Source organism: Oceanospirillum sediminis (genome assembly GCF_014164585.1).
In the GTDB taxonomy this organism is placed as follows: Bacteria; Pseudomonadota; Gammaproteobacteria; order Pseudomonadales; family Halomonadaceae; genus Oceanospirillum; species Oceanospirillum sediminis.
This window is the reverse complement of record NZ_JACJFM010000002.1, coordinates 126,278-152,057: the sequence shown is the minus strand read 5'-3', so window position 1 is coordinate 152,057 and position 25,780 is coordinate 126,278. Positions and strand designations below refer to the sequence as shown.

Here is a 25,780-nt window from a genome sequence, read left to right as displayed (position 1 = left end):
CTGATGAAATATCGGAACAGAGTAACACAGAGGTAAGCCATGAGTGATCAAATTCGCCAGTCGCTTTCGCATCTGATGGATAATGAGGCAGATGAGCTTGAACTGCGCCGTGTGCTGAAAGCCTGTGATGAACAGGACGAGCTTGCTGATTGCTGGCACCGCTATCACCTGATGCGTAGTGTGATGCATAAAGAGCTTGAGCAGCCTGAACTTTTTGATCTGTCAGACCGGATTACTGAGGCCATTGATAATGAGCCTGCGCCGGGTATAGATCGAATTCCGGATGAAGGTAACATACTACCAGTGAGCCGATGGAAACAGGCTGGCAGCTGGTTAGGAAAAGGGGCTATTGCTGCTTCCGTTGCAGCAGCAGTGGTGGTGCTTATGCCCGGTAATGAAACCAGTCCATCAGTTATTGCTGAACAAGTTATTTCTCCTCAGGTCCTGCAGCAGACATTGCCTGTCAGAGGCTTGCAGCAAAGCCCTATTGGCATCCAGCGTGTGAGCGCGGGAGGGTCAGATAGTAATTACATTCTGGCCGACAACCAGAAGCTGAAGCAGGAAGAGCTTATCCGAGGCTATCTGATGCAGCATTCTGAATATGTGGCAGCCAACGGTAGCCACGGTATGATGCCAATGGCTCGAGTCGCTGGGTATCAGGCTGCTGGTGATGCCCACTGAGCGGAAGGAGATAGGTTTGACTATGTGCCGATCTTTCACTTTAGGATTGCTGCTGCTGGCTATGTTTATATCTGTGCCCGGACGAGCGGCTGTTACGGCTGATCAATGGCTGGTACGCTTCTCTGAAGCGATGCATAGCTACCATTATAATGGGGTGCTGGTGTATTCCCGTGAAGGGCAGCTGGATACGGTAGAGCTGAGCCATGATGTTAATGAGATGGGTGAGCAGTCCCGTCTGAGCTATCTGGATGGTTTGCCGAGAGAGTTTTTGCAGCATGGTGACCAGATCGTCCATAAAATTTCGGGCGAAACGGTAGCCAGTGATCGTATTCATGGCCGGAACCCCGTCGGACGCTTCTCGGGGGGATTAGAGCAGGTGAAAAAATATTACCAGCTACAGTTGAAGGGGCAGGGTCGTGTTGTCGGGCGGCCAGCGGTTATTGTTGAGATAACGCCCAGGGATAATCAGCGGCTGGGGTACAGGTTATGGCTGGACAAGGAATCAGCTCTATTGCTGAAATCGGTCACTCTTGATCCTCTTTCAAGGGAGCTGGAGACCTTTCAGTTTACATCGTTCAACTTTGTCCGCAGAGACACGCCTCTGAAAAAAGAGCATCAACAGCAGGCTCCTGCAGACGGTGCTTCTTTGCCCTGGTTACCAGAAGGGTTTGATGTTTATCTGGTCAAAGACTCTGTGCCTGTCTCTGAGAATCATCTGGCCAATATGTTCGGGTTGTCTGATGGAGTGAGCACCTTTTCGGTGTTTATTGAGCCTTTAAGAAACGATTCACTTAAAGAAGGCGTTCATCAGTATGGCGCAACGGTAGTCGTGGTTCGTATGGTAACACGAAATAACACGGCTCGTGTTGTCACTGTGGTAGGTGAAATACCTTTGCATACCGCAAGAAAAGTGGCGGCAGCATTCTGATAGTAATTATTGGGGCTCATGCCCTGCGAGGCTTTTAAGGTGTTAGAAGAACAGGCACTTGTTGTTGCTGTGGATGACGACGGTGTCAGGGTTGAGACCTGTCGTCAGTCTGCCTGTCAGAGTTGCTCCGCAAAAAGCCATTGCGGACATTCTCTGCTGGGCAAAATCAGTAAAGGGCAGATTCAGCAGTTTTATGTCCGTACTGATTTTGAGCTTAAGCCGGGAGACCAGGTGGTTCTGGGTCTGGGAGAGCAGGCGTTTCTTAAGGGATCTGCTCTGGTTTACCTGATGCCGTTGCTGGTAATGATGCTAATGGCTGTCATAGGTGAACAGTGGTTTGGCAGTAATTCCCTAATGAGCTTTTTTCTGGCCGCTACAGGTTTGTTATCCGGGTTTTTACTGGTGCGTTGGTATAGCAGAAAAAACCAGTTTAACCCGGATTATCAACCCGTTGTATTGAGAAAATTCCCTTCTGCAGGCAGTTATGAAGTGATTACGCGCTCATCTGCAGAATGATAAAAACTGATGGAGATATTTATGATCAGACGTTACAAAGTGATAACACAGTGGCTGAGTCTGTTGATTATGGGTCTGTTTTCATCACTGTCGATGGCATACAGTCTGCCCGATTTTACAGAGCTGGTTGAAGAATCTGCTCCCGCTGTTGTCAACATCAGCACTGTCAGAGAACCGGATAACAGCCGTCACCCTATGGCGGGAATTGATCAGGAAAATCTGCCTGAAATTTTCCGTCATTTCTTTGGCAATCCGGGTGGTTCGCCTCGTGGAGAACCTCAGCAGTCACTGGGGTCTGGTTTTATTATTTCTGATGATGGCTATATTCTGACCAATAATCACGTGGTAGAAGGTGCTGATAAAATTATTGTGCGCCTGTCTGACCGCCGTGAAATGGAAGCGCAGGTTATTGGTCTGGACAAACGTACCGATCTGGCCTTACTGAAAGTAAGCGCCAATAAGCTGCCAGTGGTTGAGTTAGGTGACTCTTCAGAGCTGAAAGCGGGGGAGTGGGTACTGGCAATTGGTTCGCCTTTTGGTTTTGATCACTCTGTCACAGCAGGTATCGTCAGTGCTGTTAATCGCTCTTTGCCTAACGAAAACTACGTGCCTTTTATTCAGACTGATGTGGCAATTAATCCGGGGAACTCGGGCGGGCCTTTGTTTAATCTGGATGGCAAGGTTGTCGGAATTAATTCTCAGATTTATACCCGCTCCGGTGGCTTTATGGGATTGTCGTTTGCGATTCCTATTGATGTTGCCATGAATGTTGCTGATCAGCTGAAAGATAATGGCAGAGTAGCCCGTGGATGGCTTGGTGTTCTGATTCAGGAGGTCAATCGTGATCTGGCAGAGTCTTTCGGCCTGAGCAAGCCAATGGGGGCTCTGGTGGTGCAGGTTGCAGAAAATGGACCTGCTGATAAAGCGGGGCTGCAGGAAGGTGATATTGTACTGGCTTTCAATGGCACAGATATTCGCCGCTCAGGAGAACTGCCTCCCCTCGTCGGGCAGGTTCACCCAGGTGAACGTGCAGACATTAAAGTATTGCGTGCAGGTAAGAAAGTAACGCTGTCTGTTGAAATTGAAGAGTTACCTGAAAAGCAACGCATAGCCAGTGCTGAGAAAGGCGCTGCCGTCACTCCGACTGATCGTCTGGGGCTGAGAGTAGACAATCTGACCAGTGAGCAGCGTCAGCGCTGGGATGTTGATCATGGTGTACTTATTCGCGAGATCAAGCCAGGAAGTGCTGCGGCAGCAGGTCTGAAAAAAGGTGATCTGATCACTATGATCAATGGTCAGCAGATCAATGATGTTTCATCATACCGGGATGTTGTTGAATCTCTGGAGTCAGGCAGTTCTGTTCCTGTGCGCGTAGTGCGCCGTGGTAACGCAACCTTTGTACCTCTGAAGGTCGAATAAACCGTTATCCAGTGTTTGTCGCCAGAATTCCGGGTAGTCTGGTGCTCCCGGAGATTCTGGCTGACTCTGAAAAAACAGGACAGCCAGCCTGTATTTTCGGATAGTTTATATGGAATAAACCTCTGTATTTGCTGATTTCGATCAGACTGGCATGGCGTCTGAATAGCGAATCATGTAGACTCTGCACCTGCTTTTTGGAAGCCACTTCGCGGCAACTACCTCTCTTTGGTGAAAAAATACTGTGAGTCGTTTAAGTCATATCCGTAATTTTTCGATTATCGCCCATATTGATCATGGAAAATCCACCCTGGCTGATCGCTTTATCCAGACTTGTGAAGGTCTGAGTGAGCGTGAAATGGCTGAGCAGGTGCTTGATTCTATGGATCTGGAGCGTGAGCGTGGTATTACCATCAAAGCGCAGAGTGTAACGCTGAATTACACCGCGAAAGATGGCAATACTTATCAGCTGAACTTTATTGATACTCCCGGACACGTGGATTTCTCTTATGAAGTTTCCCGATCTCTGGCTGCCTGTGAAGGGGCTCTGCTGGTTGTTGATGCGGCTCAGGGGGTAGAAGCCCAGTCTGTTGCTAACTGTTACACGGCTATTGAACAGGGGCTGGAAGTTGTGCCTGTTCTGAATAAAATGGATCTGCCTCAGGCAGAACCTGATCGTGTGGCAGAAGAGATCGAAGAGATCATTGGCATTGATGCAATCGAAGCTGTGCGCTGTAGTGCCAAGTCCGGCCTTGGCATTGACGATGTGCTGGAAGACCTGGTGGCTAAGATTCCTCCACCGGAAGGTGATCCTGATGCTCCTCTGCAGGCGCTGATTATTGACTCCTGGTTTGATAACTATCTGGGTGTTGTCTCTCTGATTCGTGTGGTCGAAGGCACCGTACGTAAAGGTGACAAGATCATGATCAAGTCTACAGGCAAAGCCTGGGGAACGGATCAGGTGGGTATTTTTACGCCTAAACAGACGCCTACCGGGATTCTTAAAGCCGGTGAAGTGGGGTATCTTGTTGCCGGTATTAAAGAGATTCAAGGGGCTCCGGTTGGTGATACCATCACTCTGGCTAAAACGCCTGAAGTTGAAACACTGCCTGGTTTCCAGCGAGTTAAACCTCAGGTTTATGCTGGCCTGTTCCCTGTCAGCTCCGATGATTACGAAGATTTCCGTGATGCACTGGAAAAACTGACGCTGAACGATGCTTCCCTGTTCTATGAGCCGGAAAACAGTGAGGCTCTGGGTTTTGGTTTCCGTTGTGGCTTCCTGGGTATGCTGCATATGGAAATCATTCAGGAGCGTCTGGAACGCGAATATGATCTGGATCTGATCACGACAGCGCCAACGGTTATTTTCGAAGTACTGCAGAAGAATCAGCAGGTTATTCACGTAGATAGCCCCGCTAAATTACCGGATCCGGCTGGCATCGAAGAGATGCGGGAGCCGATTGCCCGTGTCAATATTCTGGTGCCTCATGAGATGCTGGGTAGTGTGATCACTCTGTGTATCGAGAAACGAGGTGTGCAGATTGATATGCAGTTTGTCGGTAAACAGGTACAGCTGGTTTACGATATTCCACTGAATGAAGTGGTGCTGGATTTCTTTGATCGTCTGAAATCTGTCAGCCGCGGCTTTGCTTCTCTGGACTATAGTTTTGACCGTTTCCAGGCGGCAGATCTGGCTCGTCTGGATATTCTGATCAATGGCGATAAGGTTGATGCTCTGGCCTGTATTGTTCATAAAGATCAGATACGCAGTCGGGGTATGGGGCTGACTGAGAAGATGAAAGAGATTATCCCACGCCAGATGTTTGATGTGGCGATTCAGGCTGCAGTGGGCAACCAGGTTGTTGCTCGCCAGACTGTAAAAGCACTTCGCAAGAATGTAACGGCTAAGTGTTATGGTGGTGATGTAAGTCGTAAGAAAAAGCTGCTGCAGAAGCAGAAAGAAGGTAAAAAACGGATGAAACAGGTTGGGCGTGTGGAGATTCCACAGGATGCCTTCCTGGCCGTACTGAAAGTGGATAACTGATTATGGAAATGGATTTTGCATTACTGCTGGTAATTGCTGTCGCGGTGACAGGTGTTGGCTATGCTGCTGATGCCTTGTATTTCCGCAGTAGCAGAAAGCGGGCAGTAGGCAACTATCTGAATGGGGATCAGCGTTCTGCGCTGGATTCTGAGGTGATTGCTAAGCTGGAAAAAGAGCCATTATGGGCGGAGTATTCCCGTTCATTTTTTCCTGTATTGTTACTGGTGCTGGTCTTACGCTCTTTTCTGGTTGAACCGTTTCAGATTCCCAGTGGTTCTATGCTGCCAACCCTGAAAATTGGTGATTTTATTCTGGTAAACAAGTTTACTTATGGCATACGTTTACCTGTGACGAACACCAGAGTTCTGGAGTTGAATGAACCTGAGCGTGGCGACTCAATGGTGTTCCGTTTTCCGGAAGATACCCGACTGAACTTTATTAAAAGAGTGGTTGGTTTGCCGGGAGATCGTCTACGCTATGAAAATAAGGTGTTATATATCAACGGGAAACCGGCTCCTCAGCAGTTCGTTGCTGCCTTGCCTGCAGGCAATCCGGAACGCAAACTGCTGAAAGAGACTCTGGGGGATGTTGAGCATGAGATCTACAACAGCCTTGAGCCCGGACAGAATATGCGCGAAGTCGTTGTGCCGGAAGGACACTACTTTGTCATGGGTGATAACAGAGATCATAGTAATGACAGCCGTTACTGGGGATTTGTATCCGAAGAGCTGATAGTCGGAAAGGCTTTTGCAGTGTGGATGCACTGGGAAGGCTGGAGTAGCTTACCGGACTTTTCAGATGTACGGCTGATAAAATAACACCTGAACAATATGATATAAGAATACCGGCCCACTATGGGCCGGTTTAACTTTTTCTGAGACAGAAAAAAAGAACGGATCAGCGTGAAAGCAAACTTAAATAAACTCTGCGCTAAGCTGGGTTATACTTTTAATAATATTAATCACCTTAAACTGGCACTGACACACCGTAGCTTTGGTGGTCGCAATAATGAACGTCTGGAGTTTCTGGGCGACTCTATTGTTAACTTTGTAATTGCAGAAGCGCTTTATCACCAGTTTACAGAAGCCCGTGAAGGTCAGTTGAGCCGCTTACGTGCACGTATGGTAAAAGGACTGACACTAGCTGAGCTGGCACGTGAATTTGAGCTGGGAGATTATCTTCAGCTGGGTTCCGGGGAGCTGAAAAGCGGAGGTTATCGTCGGGATTCTATTCTGGCTGATGCCATGGAAGCTGTGATTGGAGCTATCTATAACGATGCCGGTATGGAGGTCTGTCGCGAGCGGGTACTGACCTGGTACAGAGAGCGGCTGACGAATCTGAATCTCAATGATACTCAGAAAGACCCTAAGACTCTGCTACAGGAGTTTTTGCAGTCCCGTCAGCAGGCCTTGCCGAAGTATGAAGTGATTTCGGTAGAAGGTGAAGCTCATGATCAGACATTTACTGTCGAGTGTGAGGTTGTTCTGCTGGAGCAGAAGACAACAGGTATCGGTAGTAGCCGCCGTAATGCGGAGCAACAGGCGGCTCAGAAGGCTCTTGAAAGCCTGAACGTTAAGAAGTGAGTGCAGGTATGAGCAGTGAGAGCCGTTGCGGGTTTGTAGCGATTGTCGGCCGTCCTAATGTCGGCAAATCCACTTTGATGAATCATATTCTTGGCCAGAAGCTGAGTATTACTTCCCGTCGTCCTCAGACAACGCGTCATCAGGTTCTGGGGATTAAGACAGAAGATGATGTACAGGTGGTCTATGTGGATACCCCGGGTATGCACAAGCTGGAAAAAGACCGTAATAAAGCGATTAACCGGTATATGAACCAGACCGCCAGCAGTGCGCTTAAAGATGTTGATCTGGTGATTTTTATTGTTGATCGTATGCGCTGGACAGATGAAGATGAGGTAGTTCTGCAGAAACTACAACATGTTAAATGTCCGGTTATTCTGGCTATCAATAAAATGGACCGTCTGGAAGAAAAAGATGCTCTGCTACCTTATCTGGAAGAGGTGGCGCAGAAGTACAACTTTGACACCATTATCCCGACATCGGCACAGCATGGTCACAACCTGCCTCAGCTGGAAGACAGGGTCAGAGCCCTGATGCCAGAGTCTTTCCATTATTACCCGGAAGATCAGGTGACAGATCGTACGGAGCGATTTCTGGCTGCTGAACTGGTGCGTGAGAAAATTATGCGCCAGCTGGGTGATGAGATCCCCTATCAGGTTACTGTTGAGATTGAAGAATTCTCTGAAGATGAAGGTGTTTTATTTATCGGCGCTCTGATCCTGGTTGAGCGCAGTGGCCAGAAAAAAATCATCATTGGTGATAATGGCAGCCGTATTAAGCAGATTGGCACAGAGGCGCGCCTGGATATGGAGCGTGCTTTTGGCGCAAAAGTCATGCTGAATCTCTGGGTGAAGGTCAAGGGAGGCTGGTCTGATGATGAGCGTGCTCTGCAAAGCCTGGGATATACTGACCTCTGATAATTTCCTGCCGTTATCGGGAGAGAATGATAGTTCATGGTAATTAATTACTCTGACTGTAAATCTGTCCCGGTGTTCTGATCATGCTGATTGTCTATAAGAGATGATATCTTGCCAGAACGTGTTGAATGCCAGCCTGCTTATGTGCTTCACTCCCGACCTTATAAAGAGACCAGTGCGCTGGTTTCTTTTCTGACTCTGGATTACGGACGAATTGATGGCGTTGCCCGTGGTGTACGTCGTAAAAACAGCCGTAATCGGGCACTCTTACAATCTCTTCAGCCCCTGCATATTTCCTGGCGTGGGGCGAGTGAGCTGAAAACCTTATCTGATATTGAAGCCTGTGGTGGCCTGCCTCTGTTGACTGGGCGAGCGGTGTCCTGCGTACTATATGCTAATGAGCTGATTAATCGTTTAATTATGCCCGGTGAAGCTGTGCCTGAATTATTCCGGGAATATGCTCTTTTGATTAATCAGCTTCAGGACAAGGCTCTGCTGGAACCGGCATTGCGTAATTTTGAGTGGCAATTGCTGGCTTCTCTGGGCTATCCGATTTTATTCCGACAATCCAGTGGAAAGGTGATTGATCCACAGGGACGTTATGATTATCTCTGGCAATCAGGATTCGTTATCAATGATGAAGGAATTCCGGGTGAGCTGTTACTGGCACTGGAGCAGGATGACTGGAGTGATCCCCGGGCTCTGCGTGCGGCTAAAATACTGAACAGGGCCGCAATTCAGCCTTTGTTGGGAGATAAACCTTTGTTGTCCCGACAGTTATTTCATAATGGAGTACATAAGGCCCCGGCGCCTTAGCTCCCTGTTGGCCGTCAGGTGGAGATAAAATGATTCTTGGTATAGGTACTGACCTGGCCGTTATTGAGCGGGTTGAGCAAGCGCTTAACAGACATGGTGAACGTTTTGCCCGGCGAATACTGACGTCTGATGAACTGGTTCGCTTTGGACAGCATGCTCAGCCAGCTGCTTTTCTGGCTAAGCGCTTTGCTGCGAAAGAGGCTGCGGCAAAAGCTATAGGAACGGGTATTGGTGCAATCAGCTGGCAGGATCTTGAGATCCGATCCCTGCCTTCTGGTGCACCCGAACTCATTTTACTGGGAGCAGCCGCTGAACGTTATCAGCAATATGATCATCTGGTATGCCATCTCTCTATATCTGATGATGCCGGACTTGCTCAGGCCTTTGTGGTACTGGAAGCCCGGTGATCAGAATCGGTACATTTATCGGGTAATCAAGCGTTCTGATGTTTATTACCAGAACTGATATTCATCAGCCCTGATTATGATGGTCAATTAATTGTTGTTCCCTGTGCCAGCTTTCCAGCTTTTCAAGCTCCTGGTACAGGGTTTGCAATGTTCCCTGAGCAATGACTAACTGATTCATTTTTAGCTGGGTTTCCAGAGTTTCTGTAGTCAGAGCCAGCCTCGGAACACCACAATAACGTGTTGCGCCATGCAGATGATGAACAGAATGGATCATCTCTTCAATATTGTTACTCTGGAAAGCGCGGTGCAAGCTGTCTCTGCTCTCCGGAATACTCTGTATCAGCATATCCAGCATCTCTTTGGCCAGGGCGGGTTTACCTCCGGCCAGTCTTATGCCCAGTTCCATATCCACTACATCATCAATATCATCGCTATCTGTACTGCGATCGGGGGCTTGTGGGGTTTCATCTGCCGTCAGTAACCGGGGACTGAATCCGGTCCAGTGCCGGATGATACGGGCCAGTTTTTGTTCATCAAAAGGTTTGGTCAGCAAATCGTTCAGCCCGGCGTGCAGGAATTTGTCTCCTTCTTCTGGTAACGCATGAGCTGTCAGAGCGATAATCGGCAGTTCCTCAAATTGAGGCCCCAGACTGCGGATACGGCGGGTGGCTTCAAGGCCATCCATATCCGGCATCTGAATATCCATTAGCACCAGATCTGGCCGTTTACTGAGGACTCTTTCAATCGCTTTTTTACCACTATTGGCCTGAGTGACTTCCAGTCCGTATTCTTTAAGCAAGCTGCTGGCCAGTAACAGGTTGGCTGCATTATCATCAACGACCAGAATCAGAGGCGCTGATGCGATTTTGTCAAAGCTGGCAGAGTCATCTGAAGGCAGGACAGTTTTATTTCTGCGCTCTTCATTGAGGATCAGGGCAGATGTACCTGGGAAGCTCTGATCCTGTGCCGATTTACGATTCTGCTGCAGAATACTTTCGATGGCATCGAGCAAAAGCTCGTAGCCAGCAGGTTTGGTATCGACTCTGTGCACACCGGCGCTCATATAGCGGGTAATCAGATCTCCATCACTGCTGCCTGCAAGTACCAGGACAGGGATATTTTCAGCCAGTTTATGGGACAAAGCCAGATTGGCTCTGTCTGATGCTTCCTGGGTGTTGAAAGCCAGTACCGCAAGGTCAGCAGCAGGGTCATTGACATTGATGCCGGTCAGACTGTTGTGACTGATGACTTTCAGTCCGGCCTGGGACAGCTGATGACTTAAAGCAGTCTGGTGAAGTGGATGGCTTTCAACCAGCAGGGCTTTAAGCCCGGCAAAACGCTGGGAACTCTGTGGCTGGGTTATATCGGTAACCAGTGGGGTTCTGACAGTAAACCAGAATGTAGATCCCTGGCCTGGCTGGCTGTCCAGACCTATTTCCCCTCCCATTAATTCTACCAGGCGTTTACAGATCACAAGGCCAAGCCCTGTGCCGCCAAACTGGCGGGTCTGGCTGGGGTCTGCCTGGGTAAAGGCACTGAACAGATATTGCTGTTGCTGGGGAGAAATACCGATACCAGTATCGGTGACACTGGCCCTGAGGATCATCTCGTCATTCAGTTCTTCTTCAACCATAATCCGGATAATCACTTCACCATGTTCAGTGAACTTTACTGCATTACTGATCAGGTTGGTAAGTACTTGCTTTAATCTGAGTGGGTCGCTGATCAGATGAACCGGAACATCATCATAGATCATAGCGACCAGTTCCAGCTGTTTTCTGTGCACTTCCGGAGCCAGTAATGTAATTGATTCATCCAGGATATCGCGCAAATTAAATGGAATCGATTCTACTTCCAGCTTCTGAGCTTCAATCTTGGAAAAATCCAGAATGTCATTAATAATGGCTAACAGGCTGTCAGATGCATTGCGGATGTTGGTCAGATATTCATTCTGGCGAGGATTCAGACGTGTTCTTTTCAACAGATTACAAAAACCGACAATACCGTTCAGAGGCGTCCTGATCTCATGACTCATATTGGCCAGAAATTCTGATTTAATCCGATTGGCCTCTTCCGCTTTTTTCCTGGACAGATCAAGCTCAATACTTTGAGTTTCCATGGTCTCCATGGTTTCTTCCAGTTCATAGGTGGTCTGCTCAATGCTGTCTTCCAGCTCTTTTCGGCTTTCCGCCAGTTTTTCTGTCATCCGGTTCAGATCATCTGCCAGCACTTTGAACTCAGGCAGCCCTGATTTCTGTGCTCGGGTGTGATAGTTTCCCGAGGTGATATTTTTAATGGTCAGAGACAGTTCCTGAATCGGAGCCAGGAAGAGGCGGTTGGTCCTTATTGCTATCATCAGCGTGATAATTAGCAGACAGATCACCAGCATCCAGTTCAGGATGACATCGTAGATGGTATCCAGGCGGGTCTGACTCAGGTTGACCTCTATTTCCAGCCAGCCTGATATATAGCGGGTTTTGACTTCAACGGGTGTAAATAGCGGTGTATAGCTTTTCTGGTTATTCTGAAGATCAGCCTGATGAGGATACGGGCTGTACAAGGGATGAATAATTCTGAGCGAAGCGTCTGAATAACGTACCAGAGGCTGATTCTGCAGACGATGGCTGGCATTACTGACCCCGTACATACTGGGACCGCCATGAAGAATGTTATTGCGTTCTTTATTATGTATTGAGACTGCTCTGACTTCAGGTTCCTGCAGCAGTTTATCCAGAATAGTCTGCATCTGCTGCAAATCATCCTGCTCAATGGCATAGGCTACGGGGACGCTGAGCTGGCGTGCCAGAGCTTCTCCTCGTTGCAACAGATTTTTTTCCAGTAAGGCGTAATAATTGATAAACAGATGAGTACTCAGTACCAGAGCTGTCAGCATCGCCGGTGCCAGAGCAATAAATATGATTCGATTTCGCAGCGGCCAGTCTTTCATAGGGCGATCCGATTAGCTGATTGAATAATTTACCTGGTCCATCAGGCCTGGGCTTTGTCATTATACTGAGCTTATAGCGGATGCCTATGTGATTTTTATCGCGTAGTTATAACGAAATAGCAAAGCATTCTTTGGTAAAACCGGTAAATTGCCCAATATAGCTCCCATACATGGCGGTCATTACTGGGTATGCCCGGCCTGAGAGGATTTTGAGAATAATTATGTCACGTATACAAGATGAATTTGCACATCACCCGACTATTGAAGCCTGTGTCGGACAAACACCTCTGGTGCGTTTACAGCGCCTGGCCGGACACACTTCCTCTGTTGTGCTGGCTAAACTGGAAGGCAATAATCCTGCGGGTTCGGTAAAAGATCGTCCGGCGTTGAGTATGATTAACCTGGCAGAACAAAGAGGTGATATTCAGCCAGGCGATACTCTGATTGAAGCGACCAGTGGCAATACTGGCATTGCACTGGCGATGGCTGCAGCGATTAAAGGGTATCGCATGATTCTGATCATGCCAGACAATATGAGCGAAGAACGTAAAGCCTCTATGGCTGCATATGGCGCTGAGCTGATTACTGTCAGTAAAGAAGAAGGTATGGAAGCGGCAAGAGATCTGGCTCTGGCAATGCAGGAACAGGGCAAAGGCAAGGTGTTGAATCAATTTGGTAATCCTGATAATCCAGAAGCTCATTATCGTACAACTGGTCCTGAAATATGGCAGCAAACACAGGGTAAAATTACTCATTTTGTCAGCTCTATGGGAACTACGGGTACCATTATGGGGGTATCCCGTTACCTGAAAGAGATGAATCCGGATATTCAGATTGTGGGTCTGCAACCCAGTGAAGGTTCCAGTATTCCCGGTATTCGCCGCTGGCCTGAAGAGTATCTGCCGACTATTTTTGAAGAAGACAGAGTTGATCAGGTACTGGATATTGATCAACAACTGGCGGAAGAGACCATGAAAGCGATGGCAAAAGATGAAGGGCTTTTTGCCGGAGTATCTTCTGGTGGCGCGGTGGCCGGAGCACTTAAAATTGCAGAGCAGAATGAGAATGCTGTTGTGGTGGCAATTATCTGTGATCGGGGTGATCGTTATCTTTCTACGGGTGTCTTTAACCGTTGATACAGAAATGATAAGGGTTGCAGCAGGGCAGAAGACTTTCGTTGTCCTGTTGCCTGTTTCTTTGTATGCCTTCCATAACGCTCCATGACTGGACAAGCCTGGTTAAGCCGCTATTATCTGCCGCCAGAAAGCCGTTGCTGATCTGAGTATTTACTTTACTTTTTGAGTAGCCGGTGGCACAGAAACAGAGCACTGAAGGGGGCGTAATGCCTGAACTCTTTATTGAACGCCAGAGCCATGATGGCCGTGGTATTGCCCGTCAGAAAGGAAAAACAACATTTGTAGAAGGGGCCCTGACCGGTGAGACGGTTCAGGCACGGATTACCCGTAAGCAGAGGCGCTTTGAAGAAGCTGTTTGCGAACAGGTGATCTCTCCTAGTCCTTATCGGATTGTGCCTCCTTGCGAATATTACGACAAGTGTGGAGGATGCAGCCTGCAACATCTGGCACTGGAGCAACAGCGACAGGTCAAAGAAGATGCTCTGACTGACCAGTTACAGCGTTTTGGAAAAATCAGTGATATCCCATTACAGGATGCTCTGGTGGATGAAGCCTGGGGTTATCGGCGAAAAGCCCGTATGGGCGTGAAATGGAACCGTCAGGGCAGGTTACTTATCGGTTTCAGAGAGAAGGGGTCTCCTCATCTGACGGCAGTAGAGCACTGTGCCGTTCTGGACTCTGATTTATCGGCACTGATTCCATCTTTATACCTTCTGATTCCTGAGCTTGAGTCCCGAAAGACGATTGGTCACCTGGAGCTGGCCCTGGGAGATGAAGGGTGCGCACTTGTGGTGCGTCATCTGAAAACTTTGTCTCATCGTGATCGTACTTTATGGCTTCAATGGGCTGAGAAACATAATGTTCATCTCTATTTTCAACCGGAGGGTCCGGCATCGCTGACAGAAGCCGATCAGTCTGAAGCCCATCGGCTTCATTATCAATTACAAGGACTGGAACTGGCTTTTTTACCTAATGATTTTGTTCAGGTAAATGCTGCTGTTAACCAGAAGATGGTTCAGCAGGCCCTTGACTGGCTATCGCCTGAGCAGGAAGACCGGGTTCTGGATCTGTTTGCCGGTTTTGGTAATTTCAGTCTGCCTCTGGCAAAAAAAGCAGCTCATGTTACCGGCATTGAAGGTGAACAGGCTCTGGTCCAGCGGGCAAAAGACAATGCGACAGCAAATGGCATAAATAATGCTGATTTCTATCAGGCTGATCTGAGTCAGTCTTTTGCCGACCTAGCATGGACTCAGGCACGCTATAATCTGGTTGTGCTGGATCCGCCCAGAACAGGCGCTCAGAATATTTGTCAGCAGATTGAACGCTTCAATGCAGAAAAAATTCTTTATGTATCCTGTAATCCTTCTACCCTGGCACGGGATAGTGAGATTCTGGTTCAGAAAGGTTATCGACTGGCCAGGGCCGGAATTATGGACATGTTCCCGCAGACGACGCATGTGGAGTCAATGGCATTATTTGTTCGTGGTTGATGAATAGCCTGTTCCGGGGCTATTTTTCTGTCAGTACTGAATAACTGACAGAAGCGGATGACTGGATTAATTATTTTCTGTGGCCCGGTCATTGTAAAACAGCAGGCAGGATACATATAACCTGTTGCAGGGATAAGGGACTTACCCGAAGAATACTCTTCGGGTAAGCATAAATAACAAGAAACTGAATTATTCACAGGCAGAGAATCATGGTTAAAGTTCGCGAAGATCAACCGGTCAATCCTGATGGCAGTATTAACATTCCAGCATGGCTGGAGCGTTTGCAGGATGATGTGACGTTGAGTCATCCGGAGCGTGTGCAACAGGCTTGTGAGCTGGCACAGACTCTGGAGCAGGATGCTGCAGATAATTCAGAAAATGCCTGGGTGGCTTCCGGTGCAAGCAGTTTTCGCACCGGTCTGGAGATGGCTGATATTCTGGGTGAGCTTCAGATGGATGAAGATACCCTGATAGCAGCGATTCTTTACCGGGCAGTACGAGAAGAACAGATTAAACTGGATGCGGTAGAAGAGGCATTCGGCGAAACAGTATCTCATCTGATTCATGGCGTTACCGAGATGGCGGCTATCAGCCAGACTCAGATGCCTTCAGAAACTACAGCAGGGTTTGCACAGGGTAAAAGCCAGCTTGAGAATCTGAGAAAAATGCTGGTGACAATGATTGATGATGTACGAGTCGCTCTGATTAAACTGGCTGAACGCACCTGTGCTATCCGGGAGGTGAAAAAAGCGTCCCGTGATAAACGAATGCGAGTGGCAAGGGAAGTATCTGAGATTTATGCACCGCTGGCACACCGTTTAGGTATTGGTTATATCAAATGGGAACTTGAGGATCTGTCGTTCCGATATCTGGAGGAAGATCAATATAAAAATATTGCTCGCTTGCTGGCAGAAAAGCGGGTAGATCGTACTGAGTATATTGGGAAGGTTATTGAGCTGCTCAAAACTAAACTCAGGGCAGAAAATATTGAACCGGAAGTGAATGGCCGGGCAAAACATATCTATAGTATCTGGCGTAAAATGAAGCGCAAGAATATTGATTTCTCTGAAGTTTATGATGTCAGGGCTGTTCGTATTCTGGTGCCGGATGTGAAGGATTGTTATACCGCGCTTGGTATTATTCACGGACTATGGCACCACATCCCTCACGAGTTTGATGATTATATTGCTACTCCTAAAGAAAATGGCTATCGCTCTTTACACACGGCGGTTGTAGGGCCTGAAGGCAAAGTACTTGAAGTGCAGATTCGTACTCATGCAATGCATGAGGAAGCTGAGCTGGGGGTATGTGCTCACTGGCTGTACAAAGGTACGGATACGAACAAAACCAGTGACTCTTATGAAGAAAAGATTGCCTGGTTGCGTCAGGTTCTGGAATGGCATGAAGAGGTGGGAGATGCCGACGGTTTACGCGAAGAGCTGCGTAATGATGTCGCTCCGGACCGTATCTATGTATTTACTCCGGACGGTCATGTAGTTGACCTGCCTCATGATGCCACACCGGTTGATTTTGCTTATCGGGTGCATACTGAAGTCGGTCACCGCTGCCGTGGAGCTAAAGTCAATGGTCGTATTGTTCCCCTGACCTATCATCTTAAGACGGGTGATCAGGTGGAAATTCTGACTTCCGAAAATACCAGACCAAGTCGTGACTGGCTGAATCCGGCGCTGGGTTATGCTCTGACTTCCAGAACCCGAGCGAAAATTCAGAGCTGGTTTAAACAACAGGATAGAGATCAGAATATTGTTGAAGGCCGTCAACTGCTGGAGAAAGAGTTTAAACAACTCGGTTTAACAGGACTGGATTTGCTGAAACTGGCCCAGGCGGTCAATTACTCTGCAGAAGACGATATGTATGCAGCATTAGGTGCTGGTGATCTCCGCATTGGTCAGGTATTGAGCGTGGCTCAGAACCTGTTTGGCGAAACAGATGATGAGGAGCAGCTGGAAAAATTCCTGATGCAGCGCCGTTATCATCACGGTGGAAAAGGTGCGGACGACATCACCATTTATGGTGTAGGGAATCTGATGACTCAGATTGCCAAATGTTGCCATCCGGTTCCGGGAGATGACATTGTCGGTTATATCACGGTAGGCCGGGGAGTATCTATTCACCGTCAGGATTGCAGTAATGCTCTGCAGCTGAAAGCTGAAGATCCGCATCGTATGATTAATGTGGAGTGGGGCGAGAAAACCCAGCATATGTACTCGGTGGATATTCGCATTCGTGCCTGGGATCGTTCAGGACTACTGCGGGATATCATGTCTGTACTGGCGAATGAAAAGGTGAACGTTCTATCGGTCAATACCCTGACAGATAAGAAAGAGAATCAGGCTAATATTCTGATTACTCTGGAAGTGGAAGGTTTGCAGGTACTGGGGCGTGTGCTGAATCGCATTGAGCAGTTGCCAAATATTCTGGATGTACAGCGTTTCTCTGATAAACAGTCCTGATCTGTCGCTTTTCATTTTCTGGTAACGGCCGGGTCTCGTAAGAGGCCCGGCCGTTTTTTTTACTGTCAGCGGTTACTGAGTTTGTCCGATCTTGTATTGATGATGTTGATTATATGAATTAATTGCAGCTATTAATAAAAACGATTAGCATTGCGATCCTGTTAAAAGGAGAACGTAATGCTGCTCAGTCTGGATCAGTACAGGAATATATATCACCAGGTCAGGATTCTCTGTGGATTGCTACTGATAATGCTGTCTTTCCCCCCTGTTAGTCAGGCGGCAGAAAGAAGAGTGCCGGATCTGGGAGACGGACTGGTTATTCAGGGGCAGCCTCAACGGGTGATTGTACTCGAATATTCTTTTCTGGATGCCGTGGTTCTGGCTGGTATCAGCCCGGTTGGGATTGCAGATGACCAGAAGCCTCAGCGAATTCTGCCACAGCTGAAGCAGCGTATTGGGCATTATCAGTCGGTAGGTCTTCGGGGGCAGCCCAACCTTGAAACCATCGCGAGCCTGAAGCCTGATCTGATTATTGCGGACCAGCAGCGTCATCGTACTATTTATCGTGAATTGCAGGAGATTGCTCCAACACTGTTGTTACTGAGTTATGGCGCACAATATAGCGACTTACTGACAGATGCTCGCGTGATAGGTCAGGCGCTGGGGAAAAGCTCTCTGATTGGTGAACGACTACTGGCACATGAATATACGATGGATCGGTATGCCGCTGAACTGGATAGCCTGACAGAAAACAAAGAGTCGCCTTCTCCAGAACGTTTTTTGTTTGCCACAGCCAGCGCCAGAGGGGTTGCTGTTCATGCCAGTAAAGCGTTCGCCAGTGGTGTGATCAAACGGCTGGGGCTGGAGACGGCTATTCCCCCTGAAGATGATAATGCTTATATGCGAGTCAGCTTTGAACAGATGGCGGGAATGAACCCGGACTGGTTATTGGTGGGGGATTATAATCAGCAAGGAGATGCTGATATTCTGCAGCGTTGGCAGGCGCACCCTCTGTGGCCAATGCTGACCATAGCGAAGCGGCAGCAGATGAAAAAGGTTGACCCGAAAGTCTGGTCGCTGAGCCGGGGGATTTATGCTGCGGAACAGATTGCAGAAGATCTGCTGACACTGGTAGCGGCTGATCAGGTGGCAGATTAATCATGGCGACTCAGGTATCTCTGTCTGGTATCCCATCTGTCCGGCAACGTGTTGTGTTGCCTGTATGTCTTCTGGTGTTGTTGGCTGCCGGTGTTATCCTGGCTTCAATTGGAGCCTCGACATTTACACTGACGTTATCTGATTTCTGGCAGGCTATTTCCGGACAGGCCAGTACTCTGGCTGCTCAGCTGGTCAGTACCATACGTTTGCCCAGAGTCATGGTCGCGGCTGTTGCGGGCGCCGCACTGGCTATGGCGGGTGCTCTGATGCAGGGCATTACCCGTAATCCACTGGCATCTCCGGCATTATTTGGTATCAATGCCGGAGCGGCCTGCTTATTGGTGATGGCTCAATCCGGTTTCTTGCCCATACTCACGTCTCTGCCTCTGATTGTGGTGACGGCTATTGGGGCTGCGCTGTCCGGTGCTCTGGTTCTGATGCTGGGGGGAGGGCTGGCCGGGCGTATCCATCCTGTTCGGGTTGTACTGGCCGGAGTGGCTGTCACTGCTCTTTTAGTCGCTCTGACAAGAACCTTGCTTATTCTGGATGAGCAGTCTCAGTCAGTATTGGACTGGCTATCGGGCTCCCTGACGGATATTGGCTGGAAGCAGTGGCATCAGTTATGGCCATGGGTGCTGATCGCTGCAGTTTTATCCTGGTTACTGGCTCAGAAGATGAACTTACTGGCCCTGGGGGAGGAAATGGCCTCTGGGCTTGGTGTGTCTCCGGTTCGATTACGATTACAGGTGTCCTGTCTGGTGATCATTCTGGCGGCTGCGACGGTAGCGATCACAGGTCCAATCGCTTTTGTAGGGCTTCTGGTTCCTCATCTTGCCCGTCGTTTTACCGGGGCGGATCATAGAATTCTGTTACCGGTCTGTGCTGTGATGGGAGCAACACTGATGGTCTGGGCTGATTATATCTCCCGTTTACTGGTCTTTCCTTCAGAAACCCCGATCGGTCTGGTGACTGCCCTGATCGGTGCGCCCTGTTTTCTCTGGCTGGCCAGTCAGGAGGTAAAACACTGATGTATCCTCGTTTAACACTCTTATGTCTGCCTGTTGTTTTATTAGCTCTCGTGGTGAGTGGCGTTCTGCTGGGATCTCTTGATTTGCAGACCGCCCTTGAGGCTGGTCCGGGTATTCTGACCGATCTCAGACTGTCCAGAGTACTGGTCGCCGTGCTGGCTGGTGCAGGCCTGGGTTTGGCAGGGGCTATGATTCAGGGTGTGGTCAGAAACCCTCTGGCATCTCCTGATGTGATTGGTGTAACAACAGGTGCAGGCGCTGCTGCGACAGCATTGCTTCTGGTGTTTCCTGATATCGCTTTCAGCTGGATGATTCCTTCAGCAATCAGTGGTGCACTGCTGACAATGGCTCTGATGCTCTGGCTTATTCGTCACCAGGGCCTTAATCCTGCTCGCCTGGTTCTGACCGGCGTTGCATTAAGCGCCTGGCTGGCAGCCATTACGGATTGGCTGCTGGTCAGCCATCCCTTTCAGGTAAATGCTGCTCTGGTCTGGCTGACAGGCAGTTTATGGGGGCGTGGCTGGGATCATGTGGCTGTGTTGCTGCCCTGGTTCTTGATACTGGTCCCTCTGACTCTGGTAATGGCCCTTAAGCTGGATCTTCTCGCTCTGGGGGATGAGACTGCAGAAGGGTTAGGGGCCGATGTCCGAAATACCCGAAAGTGGGCGTTGTTACTCTCTGTTGCTCTGGCTGCTGTCAGTGTGGCGGTATGTGGTGCTGTCAGTTTTGTCGGGCTGATTTCGCCTCATCTGGCTCGTTTACTGGTCGGTGGTACTCATCGGCGTTTATTACCTGCCACGGCTATGATTGGTGCTGTGCTGGTTTTGCTGGCAGATATCCTGGCCCGAACCCTGGCTCCTCCTGTTGAATTACCTGCCGGGGTGTTGACCTCTTTGATTGGTGCACCCTACTTTCTGTTTTTGTTAACCCGCTATCGAGGCTGGTAATGGCATATCTGTCTATTGAAAATCTGACGGTCAGTTACGGTGAGAAAGTTATTCTGAAAGAGCTGAATCTTCAGATTACTGAAGGAAAAATCACCGCATTGATCGGTCCTAATGGTTGCGGTAAATCCACATTACTTAAAACTGTGGCACGTATTCTGACACCGAAGCAGGGTAAAGTTCTGTTACAGGGCGAAGATCTGCACAAACAGGATACACGTCGGGTAGCTCGTCAACTGGCTTTGTTGCCTCAGGCACCAGTGACGCCAGATGGTGTGACTATTCGGGATCTGGTGGGATATGGACGGGCTCCCTGGGGATCTCGCTGGGGTCGTCTGAGTGACGATGATCGCCAGATTGTCCAGCAGTCACTGGAACAGGTTGGTCTGGAAGAGCTGGCTGAGCTCCCGGCGACAGATCTGTCCGGTGGGCAGAGGCAAAGAGCCTGGATCGCCATGATTCTGGCTCAGAAAACCGACCTGGTATTACTGGATGAGCCAACAACCTGGCTGGATATTGCGCATCAGATCGAATTGTTAAAGCTGATGCGAGAGCTGAATCAGGAAGGGAAAACAATCGTGGTGGTGCTGCATGATCTGAATCAGGCCTGCCGTTATTGTGATGAACTGGTTGTACTTAAACAGGGTGCATTACAGCGGCAGGGATCACCCGAACAAGTACTGACTCAACAGCTGGTGCAGAGTGTTTTTGAGCTGGATGCTCAGATTCACCCTGATCCGGTTGCTGGTACTCCGACACTGGTTGCTGTATAAGGCGCTGTTTAAGTTTCTCCGGCTGGCGATTACAGCCGGAGAAATGAGAAAGGCATGGATGGTCGACAAATATCAGAAAGCGACATCAACCTCCATATAGGCTGTGGCCGGTGCCCCGGCACTGATACCTGCACCATACGGCTGATCAGGTCCACTCAGAGTGTAATAATCTTTGTTAAACAGGTTCTTTACACCAAAAGCGATGCTGCTGGCATTGCGGCCTTCAGTCATCTGGTAGCTGACACGGGTATTCCAGATTGAGAAGCCTGGTAACTTTCCGCGATAATAGGTGCTGTTGTTAACGGTCAGATCACGGGTATTTTCATTGTCCGCGAACTGAGATGACTGGCTATAACTATCCAGATTCCAGGTCCAGCGACCGCTCTGATATTCCATACCCAGATTACCTGTCCAGTTTGAGTAGTAAGGCAACTCATTACCTTTCAGGTCTCCTTCACGAAACTCAGCCTGAGTGTAAGCCATATTACCGTATACACTGAAACCTGTGCCGGTAAAGTCATAAGAGGCTCCCATCTCTATACCATAGTGCCGGGTTTCGCCCTTATTCACGTGGTGTCCCAGGTTATCATCCCATTGCAGTTTGTTATCGAAGTTGATGTTGAACAGGGTGATTTCTGCACTCAGGTTGTCTTTGTTATAACGACTGCCCAGTTCAAAAGTACGCGCGATTTCTGGCTCCAGGTTGTTATCTGTACTGTCCGATAATTGCAGGTGCTGCAGAGTGCCAAAGGAGGTGCTGAAGTTAGAGAACAGTGTCATCTCAGGCGATAACAGATAGCTGGCACTCAGAGATGGCAGCACTTCAGTATAACTTTCCTCATTACGGAAATCGTTGGCGTTGTTTTTCTTCACCTTACTATGGCGATAAACCTCTACGTTTTCCAGGCGCACACCCGGAGTAATCTGCCACTGTCCGACACTGATTCTGTCATCGATAAATGCGGCATGGGCTGTGGTTCCGGCTTCATCACGGCTGCGAAGAACGCCTTCAATCGATTTGGGTGCAGTCCCTTCAGCAAAGTTATTCCAGCGGTGGCGGGTCAGATCTGCTTCTTCTTTGACAAAGCGATAGCCGATAGACACTTCGTGTTCGGTGTTACCGGCAGAAAACAGCTGGCTGTAACGAGGTTCTACACCATAAACATCATATTCCCGGGCCCATTCGTCATAGCGCTGACGGGAGTCCGGGTTGAATTGCAGACCGTACAGGCGATAAGTATTTGCAGCGAAAGCCTGAACTTCAAACTCTTGACTGTCACTGATTTCGTTGGTGTAACGCACGCGACCTTCGGTACGATCCCCTTTGAAGTGGTTATAGTCATAACGGGATTGCCACGGATTCTGCGCATATTCCTGCTCATTCAGCCCGCCTGGAATATCGGTTTCTGCATTAAAGAAACGCAGATGGCCGTCCAGTACTTCACTATCGGATAACCAGGTTTCTCCTTTCAGAATCAGATCATCAATATCTTCATCTGTATTTTCCCTGAATCCGCTACCGTGGCTGCCAGAGTAGATCAGTGCCAGGCCGGTATCTTCATTCACTTTGCCACTGAATAATGCATTCATTTGCCCCAGCAAATTCTGCTTACCATCATCGACAGCGCTTTCTGCTCTCAGTCTGATACGGGATGTGGTTTCTTCCGTAATTCCCGGAGTCACGAAGTTAATAATGCCGCCAACATTCTGTGGTCCATAACGGACAGAGCTGCCGCCTTTCACAACATCAATGGCAGCCAGGTTACCCAGGCCAACCGGGGCAATAGACAGCTGAGGCTGACCATAAGGAGCAAAAGAGAGTGGCATACCATCCAGTAATATGGTGGATTTCTCTGAGAAGCGGGATTTCAGTCCCCGTACGCCGATACTCAAAGCATGATTCGCGCCATAACTTTCAGCAGGAACGCGGACCTGTACACCAGGTATTTTTCGAAATGCTTCAGTCAGTGAGCTGACTCCTGACTTTTCCATCTCCTCACGGCTAAGCTGGTGGCGGGCTCCGGGAAAGGTTTGTAAGGTTGTGCTGTCTGCATTATTCAGCCAGTTACCTACGATGATCAGATCATCCTGAAGCTCAGGATGTGATGAGGATACCGGATCAGCCTGCACCAGAGTCAGACGATTACCTGAGCTGATTTTATAACTCAGCCCACTCTCTTTCAGTAGCACCTGCAAAGCCTGAGCTGTATTCATATTTCCTTTTACAGCCTGACCATCAATACCTTTCAGCTGACCGGGTTGTAACAGGATATGCAATCCGGCCTGCTCTGCCAGATCGGTAACAGAGCGTTCCAGTGCCTGAACAGGGATATTCCAGGACTGGGTTTGTTGCAGTACTGAGGGTGTCTGCCCGGCGTAAGCGGTGGTTAGCTGACCTGCTGTCAGTGCTGATATGACCAGTCCGGTGGCTATGGATTTCCGGTAGTTGTGTTGATGATGCTGGCGAATAGCAGACTGAAGGGTATTGAACTGTGGAACGGGCATCCGTTACTCCTGTGTCTCAGATATTTTTATTTATAAAAAGGAATCTTTCTCATTTTTATTAATAACTAAGACGGAGCGAAGCGGATATACCCAACCTCAGATGACAAATTTTTTTCACAAATGAGATCGGGTAATCTATTGTCGTGATCAGTGCAGAAAAATAATCCGGTCGGAGATCCTGACTGTCCGGGTGTTCAGGCTGTTACTGAGCAATTCCAGAGTCACAGGCAGATCATTCAACGGAATGACGCCATTCATAGGCTTATCCTGTAATTCAGGATTGACCAGAACCAGATGAGCAGAATACTGACGGTTCAATAGCGCCAGGACATCTGAGAGTGGAGTATTGTCCAGCCTGAGTACATTACGTTTCCAGTCTGGCAGGTACAGTTTATGTCCTTCTGTCAGAGTCATCTGTCCCGGGCCCGAAATTGTGACTCTCTGACCTGGTGTCAGAGTAATATCGGGTTGATGGCGATTATCAGAACGCAGAGTACTGATTCTGAGCCGGCCCTCTGTCAGTGTGGTCTGAATCTCCTGTTCCAACTGACGTACATTGAAGGCTGTTCCCAGTGCTGTAGCGACAACTCCCTGACTGCTTACACTGAATGGACGTTCCTTGTCTGAGGCAACCTCAAAAAATGCTTCGCCATATATCAGCTCAACTCTGCGTTGTGAGTCAGAGTAATCTATGTTGACGGCACTCTGGCTGTTCAGGTGAATGGTACTGCCATCATCCAGAGATAAACTCAGTTTTTCACCTGACTGAGTGTAATGATCAGGGGCATGCCAGATATAAGGCGGTAGCAGCATCACAATTAGTATCATTAACATGGAGATACTCAGCAGTGGAGTGACAATACGAGATGATAACCCGCTATGCCGAGGGGTTGCCGGAATATAAGCGTTCCCTGCTTCCGACGATGTTACTGTCTTGTTGTTGGCAGATATGGATATCGGGTTAGCGCCTGATACTGCCGCACGATCTGATGTTTTACCGAAGTGAGCTGATTCTTCTGAGCCGGAGGCGTGACAGGTTTCATTGCTATGATGCATCTCTTCGTGCAGCTGCCCGGCTGCAAGCTCCATATCCTGCCAGAGCAGACACACTTCAAGGTAATAATCTTCATGTTCCGGGCTCTGTTGCAGCCATTGCTGAAACTGACGTAACAGATCCTGGTCATTGGGAGCGCTTTGTAAAGTGATAAACCACTCCCGGGCCAGCTCTTCTGCAGAGAGTGACTGCGTTTTATCTTCGGGGGGAGATAGGTAAGTCTGATCAGGCTGCTGGTGCCCCCGGGTACTCCTGGTATCCGAGTGTTCTGTAGCAGAGCGACTGGTTTTATCTGTCCTGATGTTCATTGTTCTATAGGCTCCGCATCAGTGGATATCTGAAGTTAATGCGGCCCGGCATTTTTGTAATGCGGTCTTCAGATGCTTTTCTACCATGGTTTGAGATATATCCATCTCTCTGGCGACTTCTTTCAGTGTCATCTCTTTGAACTTTGCCAGCATTAAAGCTTCTCTGGCTCTGTCCGGCAACTGAGATATTGCTTGTTTCAGCTGATTCAAGTGGCGCTCTTTTATCACCTCGTCCAGCTGTTCTGGCTGGGGTGCAATCAGGCTATCAAAGGCATCATCTGTTGTTTCAAAGGCCGGTACTTTTTTCTGTTGACGAAGATAATCCAATGCCAGATTGGTGGCGATCTTTGTCAGAAATGCTCTGGGCTGGCGAATAACTTCAATCCCTGGCACTCTGGATAAACGGATAAAACTATCCTGCAATAATTCTTCAGCAATTTCTCTGTTTTTAACCATTGTTAGCAGGTGCGAAAGTATATCCTGACGGTGCTGCTGGTACATCCTGGCAATGACCTGTTCTTTTCTTCCCTTTAGCGGGTCACCGGTATCAGGTTCATCACAGAAATTTTCAGCACTCAGAGCGGCATCAAAAAAAATTCTGTTCATTCGGCAGACTCAGGTTGGGTGTTTGATGAAGTCATACGTCTATCTTTGTGTT

At 48.7% G+C, this 25,780-nt stretch carries 21 protein-coding genes; 17 read left to right on the top strand and 4 right to left on the bottom strand.

Annotated elements, in window-relative coordinates; all coding sequences use genetic code 11:
- Positions 1-39 precede the first annotated feature (39 nt).
- From H4O21_RS02265 to acpS, 10 genes are all read left to right on the top strand, one after another.
- Positions 40-681 carry a sigma-E factor negative regulatory protein gene (locus H4O21_RS02265; RefSeq protein ID WP_182807214.1) on the top strand — a complete coding sequence of 214 codons (642 nt, stop codon included), beginning with the start codon at positions 40-42 and terminating at the stop codon, positions 679-681.
- Positions 682-703: 22 nt separating this feature from the next.
- Positions 704-1,609 carry a MucB/RseB C-terminal domain-containing protein gene (locus H4O21_RS02260; RefSeq protein ID WP_182807213.1) on the top strand — a complete coding sequence of 302 codons (906 nt, stop codon included), beginning with the start codon at positions 704-706 and terminating at the stop codon, positions 1,607-1,609.
- 39 nt (positions 1,610-1,648) lie between these two features.
- A complete protein-coding gene (locus H4O21_RS02255) occupies positions 1,649-2,125 on the top strand; it encodes a SoxR reducing system RseC family protein (protein WP_182807212.1) in 477 nt (158 codons plus the stop codon).
- A gap of 21 nt (positions 2,126-2,146) precedes the next feature.
- Positions 2,147-3,544 carry a DegQ family serine endoprotease gene (locus tag H4O21_RS02250; protein ID WP_220495468.1) on the top strand — a complete coding sequence of 466 codons (1,398 nt, stop codon included), beginning with the start codon at positions 2,147-2,149 and terminating at the stop codon, positions 3,542-3,544.
- Between the two features lie 241 nt (positions 3,545-3,785).
- On the top strand, positions 3,786-5,585 hold the full coding sequence (gene lepA / locus H4O21_RS02245) for a translation elongation factor 4 (protein ID WP_182807210.1): 1,800 nt from the start codon (positions 3,786-3,788) through the stop codon (positions 5,583-5,585).
- Positions 5,586-5,593: 8 nt separating this feature from the next.
- Entirely contained in the window at positions 5,594-6,403 is an 810-nt protein-coding gene (gene lepB, locus H4O21_RS02240; RefSeq protein WP_182807343.1) for a signal peptidase I, read from the top strand.
- Positions 6,404-6,520: 117 nt separating this feature from the next.
- Positions 6,521-7,168 (top strand): ribonuclease III, encoded by a 648-nt coding sequence (gene rnc / locus H4O21_RS02235; protein WP_220495477.1) that lies wholly within the window; start codon positions 6,521-6,523, stop codon positions 7,166-7,168.
- A gap of 8 nt (positions 7,169-7,176) precedes the next feature.
- Entirely contained in the window at positions 7,177-8,082 is a 906-nt protein-coding gene (gene era / locus H4O21_RS02230) for a GTPase Era (protein WP_182807208.1), read from the top strand.
- A gap of 111 nt (positions 8,083-8,193) precedes the next feature.
- Entirely contained in the window at positions 8,194-8,898 is a 705-nt protein-coding gene (gene recO / locus H4O21_RS02225; RefSeq protein WP_182807207.1) for a DNA repair protein RecO, read from the top strand.
- Positions 8,899-8,927: 29 nt separating this feature from the next.
- Positions 8,928-9,305, top strand: coding sequence for a holo-ACP synthase (gene acpS, locus H4O21_RS02220; protein WP_182807206.1), 378 nt, complete (start codon positions 8,928-8,930; stop codon positions 9,303-9,305).
- Between the two features lie 64 nt (positions 9,306-9,369).
- Here acpS and H4O21_RS02215 read toward each other — a convergent pair whose 3' ends face one another.
- Complete coding sequence (locus H4O21_RS02215) at positions 9,370-12,252, bottom strand: response regulator (RefSeq protein WP_182807205.1); 2,883 nt, start codon at positions 12,250-12,252, stop codon at positions 9,370-9,372.
- 221 nt (positions 12,253-12,473) lie between these two features.
- Between H4O21_RS02215 and cysM the strand changes: the two genes are divergently transcribed.
- From cysM to fecE, 7 genes are all read left to right on the top strand, one after another.
- A complete protein-coding gene (cysM, locus tag H4O21_RS02210) occupies positions 12,474-13,388 on the top strand; it encodes a cysteine synthase CysM (protein ID WP_182807204.1) in 915 nt (304 codons plus the stop codon).
- Positions 13,389-13,594: 206 nt separating this feature from the next.
- The gene (gene rlmD / locus H4O21_RS02205; protein WP_182807203.1) at positions 13,595-14,878 is read left to right on the top strand and encodes a 23S rRNA (uracil(1939)-C(5))-methyltransferase RlmD; all 1,284 of its coding nucleotides are present in this window, start codon (positions 13,595-13,597) and stop codon (positions 14,876-14,878) included.
- Positions 14,879-15,087: 209 nt separating this feature from the next.
- Positions 15,088-17,352 carry a GTP diphosphokinase gene (gene relA, locus H4O21_RS02200; protein ID WP_182807202.1) on the top strand — a complete coding sequence of 755 codons (2,265 nt, stop codon included), beginning with the start codon at positions 15,088-15,090 and terminating at the stop codon, positions 17,350-17,352.
- Positions 17,353-17,601: 249 nt separating this feature from the next.
- The gene (locus H4O21_RS02195; protein WP_182807201.1) at positions 17,602-18,510 is read left to right on the top strand and encodes an ABC transporter substrate-binding protein; all 909 of its coding nucleotides are present in this window, start codon (positions 17,602-17,604) and stop codon (positions 18,508-18,510) included.
- A gap of 2 nt (positions 18,511-18,512) precedes the next feature.
- Entirely contained in the window at positions 18,513-19,538 is a 1,026-nt protein-coding gene (locus H4O21_RS02190) for a FecCD family ABC transporter permease (protein WP_182807200.1), read from the top strand.
- Complete coding sequence (locus H4O21_RS02185; protein WP_182807199.1) at positions 19,538-20,485, top strand: iron chelate uptake ABC transporter family permease subunit; 948 nt, start codon at positions 19,538-19,540, stop codon at positions 20,483-20,485. Before H4O21_RS02190 ends, H4O21_RS02185 begins: the two co-directional genes overlap by 1 nt.
- On the top strand, positions 20,485-21,255 hold the full coding sequence (fecE, locus tag H4O21_RS02180; RefSeq protein WP_182807198.1) for a Fe(3+) dicitrate ABC transporter ATP-binding protein FecE: 771 nt from the start codon (positions 20,485-20,487) through the stop codon (positions 21,253-21,255). Before H4O21_RS02185 ends, fecE begins: the two co-directional genes overlap by 1 nt.
- Before the next feature lie 72 nt (positions 21,256-21,327).
- On the opposite strand, the gene H4O21_RS02175 is transcribed toward fecE, so the two are convergent.
- From H4O21_RS02175 to H4O21_RS02165, 3 genes are all read right to left on the bottom strand, one after another.
- Positions 21,328-23,760 (bottom strand): TonB-dependent siderophore receptor, encoded by a 2,433-nt coding sequence (locus tag H4O21_RS02175; RefSeq protein ID WP_182807197.1) that lies wholly within the window; start codon positions 23,758-23,760, stop codon positions 21,328-21,330.
- 147 nt (positions 23,761-23,907) lie between these two features.
- Positions 23,908-25,122, bottom strand: coding sequence for a FecR family protein (locus H4O21_RS02170; protein WP_182807196.1), 1,215 nt, complete (start codon positions 25,120-25,122; stop codon positions 23,908-23,910).
- 18 nt (positions 25,123-25,140) lie between these two features.
- Positions 25,141-25,728, bottom strand: coding sequence for an RNA polymerase sigma factor (locus tag H4O21_RS02165; protein ID WP_182807195.1), 588 nt, complete (start codon positions 25,726-25,728; stop codon positions 25,141-25,143).
- Positions 25,729-25,780: the final 52 nt, after the last annotated feature.

Bases quoted from the DNA above. Each gene is read 5' to 3' on its own strand.
- H4O21_RS02185 (WP_182807199.1), top strand. From the start codon at position 19,538: ATGTATCCTCGTTTAACACTCTTATGTCTGCCTGTTGTTTTATTAGCT.
- rlmD (WP_182807203.1), top strand. From the start codon at position 13,595: ATGCCTGAACTCTTTATTGAACGCCAGAGCCATGATGGCCGTGGTATT.
- H4O21_RS02260 (WP_182807213.1), top strand. From the start codon at position 704: ATGTGCCGATCTTTCACTTTAGGATTGCTGCTGCTGGCTATGTTTATA.
- H4O21_RS02190 (WP_182807200.1), top strand. From the start codon at position 18,513: ATGGCGACTCAGGTATCTCTGTCTGGTATCCCATCTGTCCGGCAACGT.
- H4O21_RS02175 (WP_182807197.1), bottom strand. From the start codon at position 23,760: ATGCCCGTTCCACAGTTCAATACCCTTCAGTCTGCTATTCGCCAGCAT.
- H4O21_RS02215 (WP_182807205.1), bottom strand. From the start codon at position 12,252: ATGAAAGACTGGCCGCTGCGAAATCGAATCATATTTATTGCTCTGGCA.
- H4O21_RS02165 (WP_182807195.1), bottom strand. From the start codon at position 25,728: ATGAACAGAATTTTTTTTGATGCCGCTCTGAGTGCTGAAAATTTCTGT.
- relA (WP_182807202.1), top strand. From the start codon at position 15,088: ATGGTTAAAGTTCGCGAAGATCAACCGGTCAATCCTGATGGCAGTATT.
- era (WP_182807208.1), top strand. From the start codon at position 7,177: ATGAGCAGTGAGAGCCGTTGCGGGTTTGTAGCGATTGTCGGCCGTCCT.
- H4O21_RS02195 (WP_182807201.1), top strand. From the start codon at position 17,602: ATGCTGTCTTTCCCCCCTGTTAGTCAGGCGGCAGAAAGAAGAGTGCCG.
- lepB (WP_182807343.1), top strand. From the start codon at position 5,594: ATGGATTTTGCATTACTGCTGGTAATTGCTGTCGCGGTGACAGGTGTT.
- cysM (WP_182807204.1), top strand. From the start codon at position 12,474: ATGTCACGTATACAAGATGAATTTGCACATCACCCGACTATTGAAGCC.
- fecE (WP_182807198.1), top strand. From the start codon at position 20,485: ATGGCATATCTGTCTATTGAAAATCTGACGGTCAGTTACGGTGAGAAA.
- H4O21_RS02170 (WP_182807196.1), bottom strand. From the start codon at position 25,122: ATGAACATCAGGACAGATAAAACCAGTCGCTCTGCTACAGAACACTCG.
- H4O21_RS02250 (WP_220495468.1), top strand. From the start codon at position 2,147: ATGATCAGACGTTACAAAGTGATAACACAGTGGCTGAGTCTGTTGATT.
- H4O21_RS02265 (WP_182807214.1), top strand. From the start codon at position 40: ATGAGTGATCAAATTCGCCAGTCGCTTTCGCATCTGATGGATAATGAG.
- acpS (WP_182807206.1), top strand. From the start codon at position 8,928: ATGATTCTTGGTATAGGTACTGACCTGGCCGTTATTGAGCGGGTTGAG.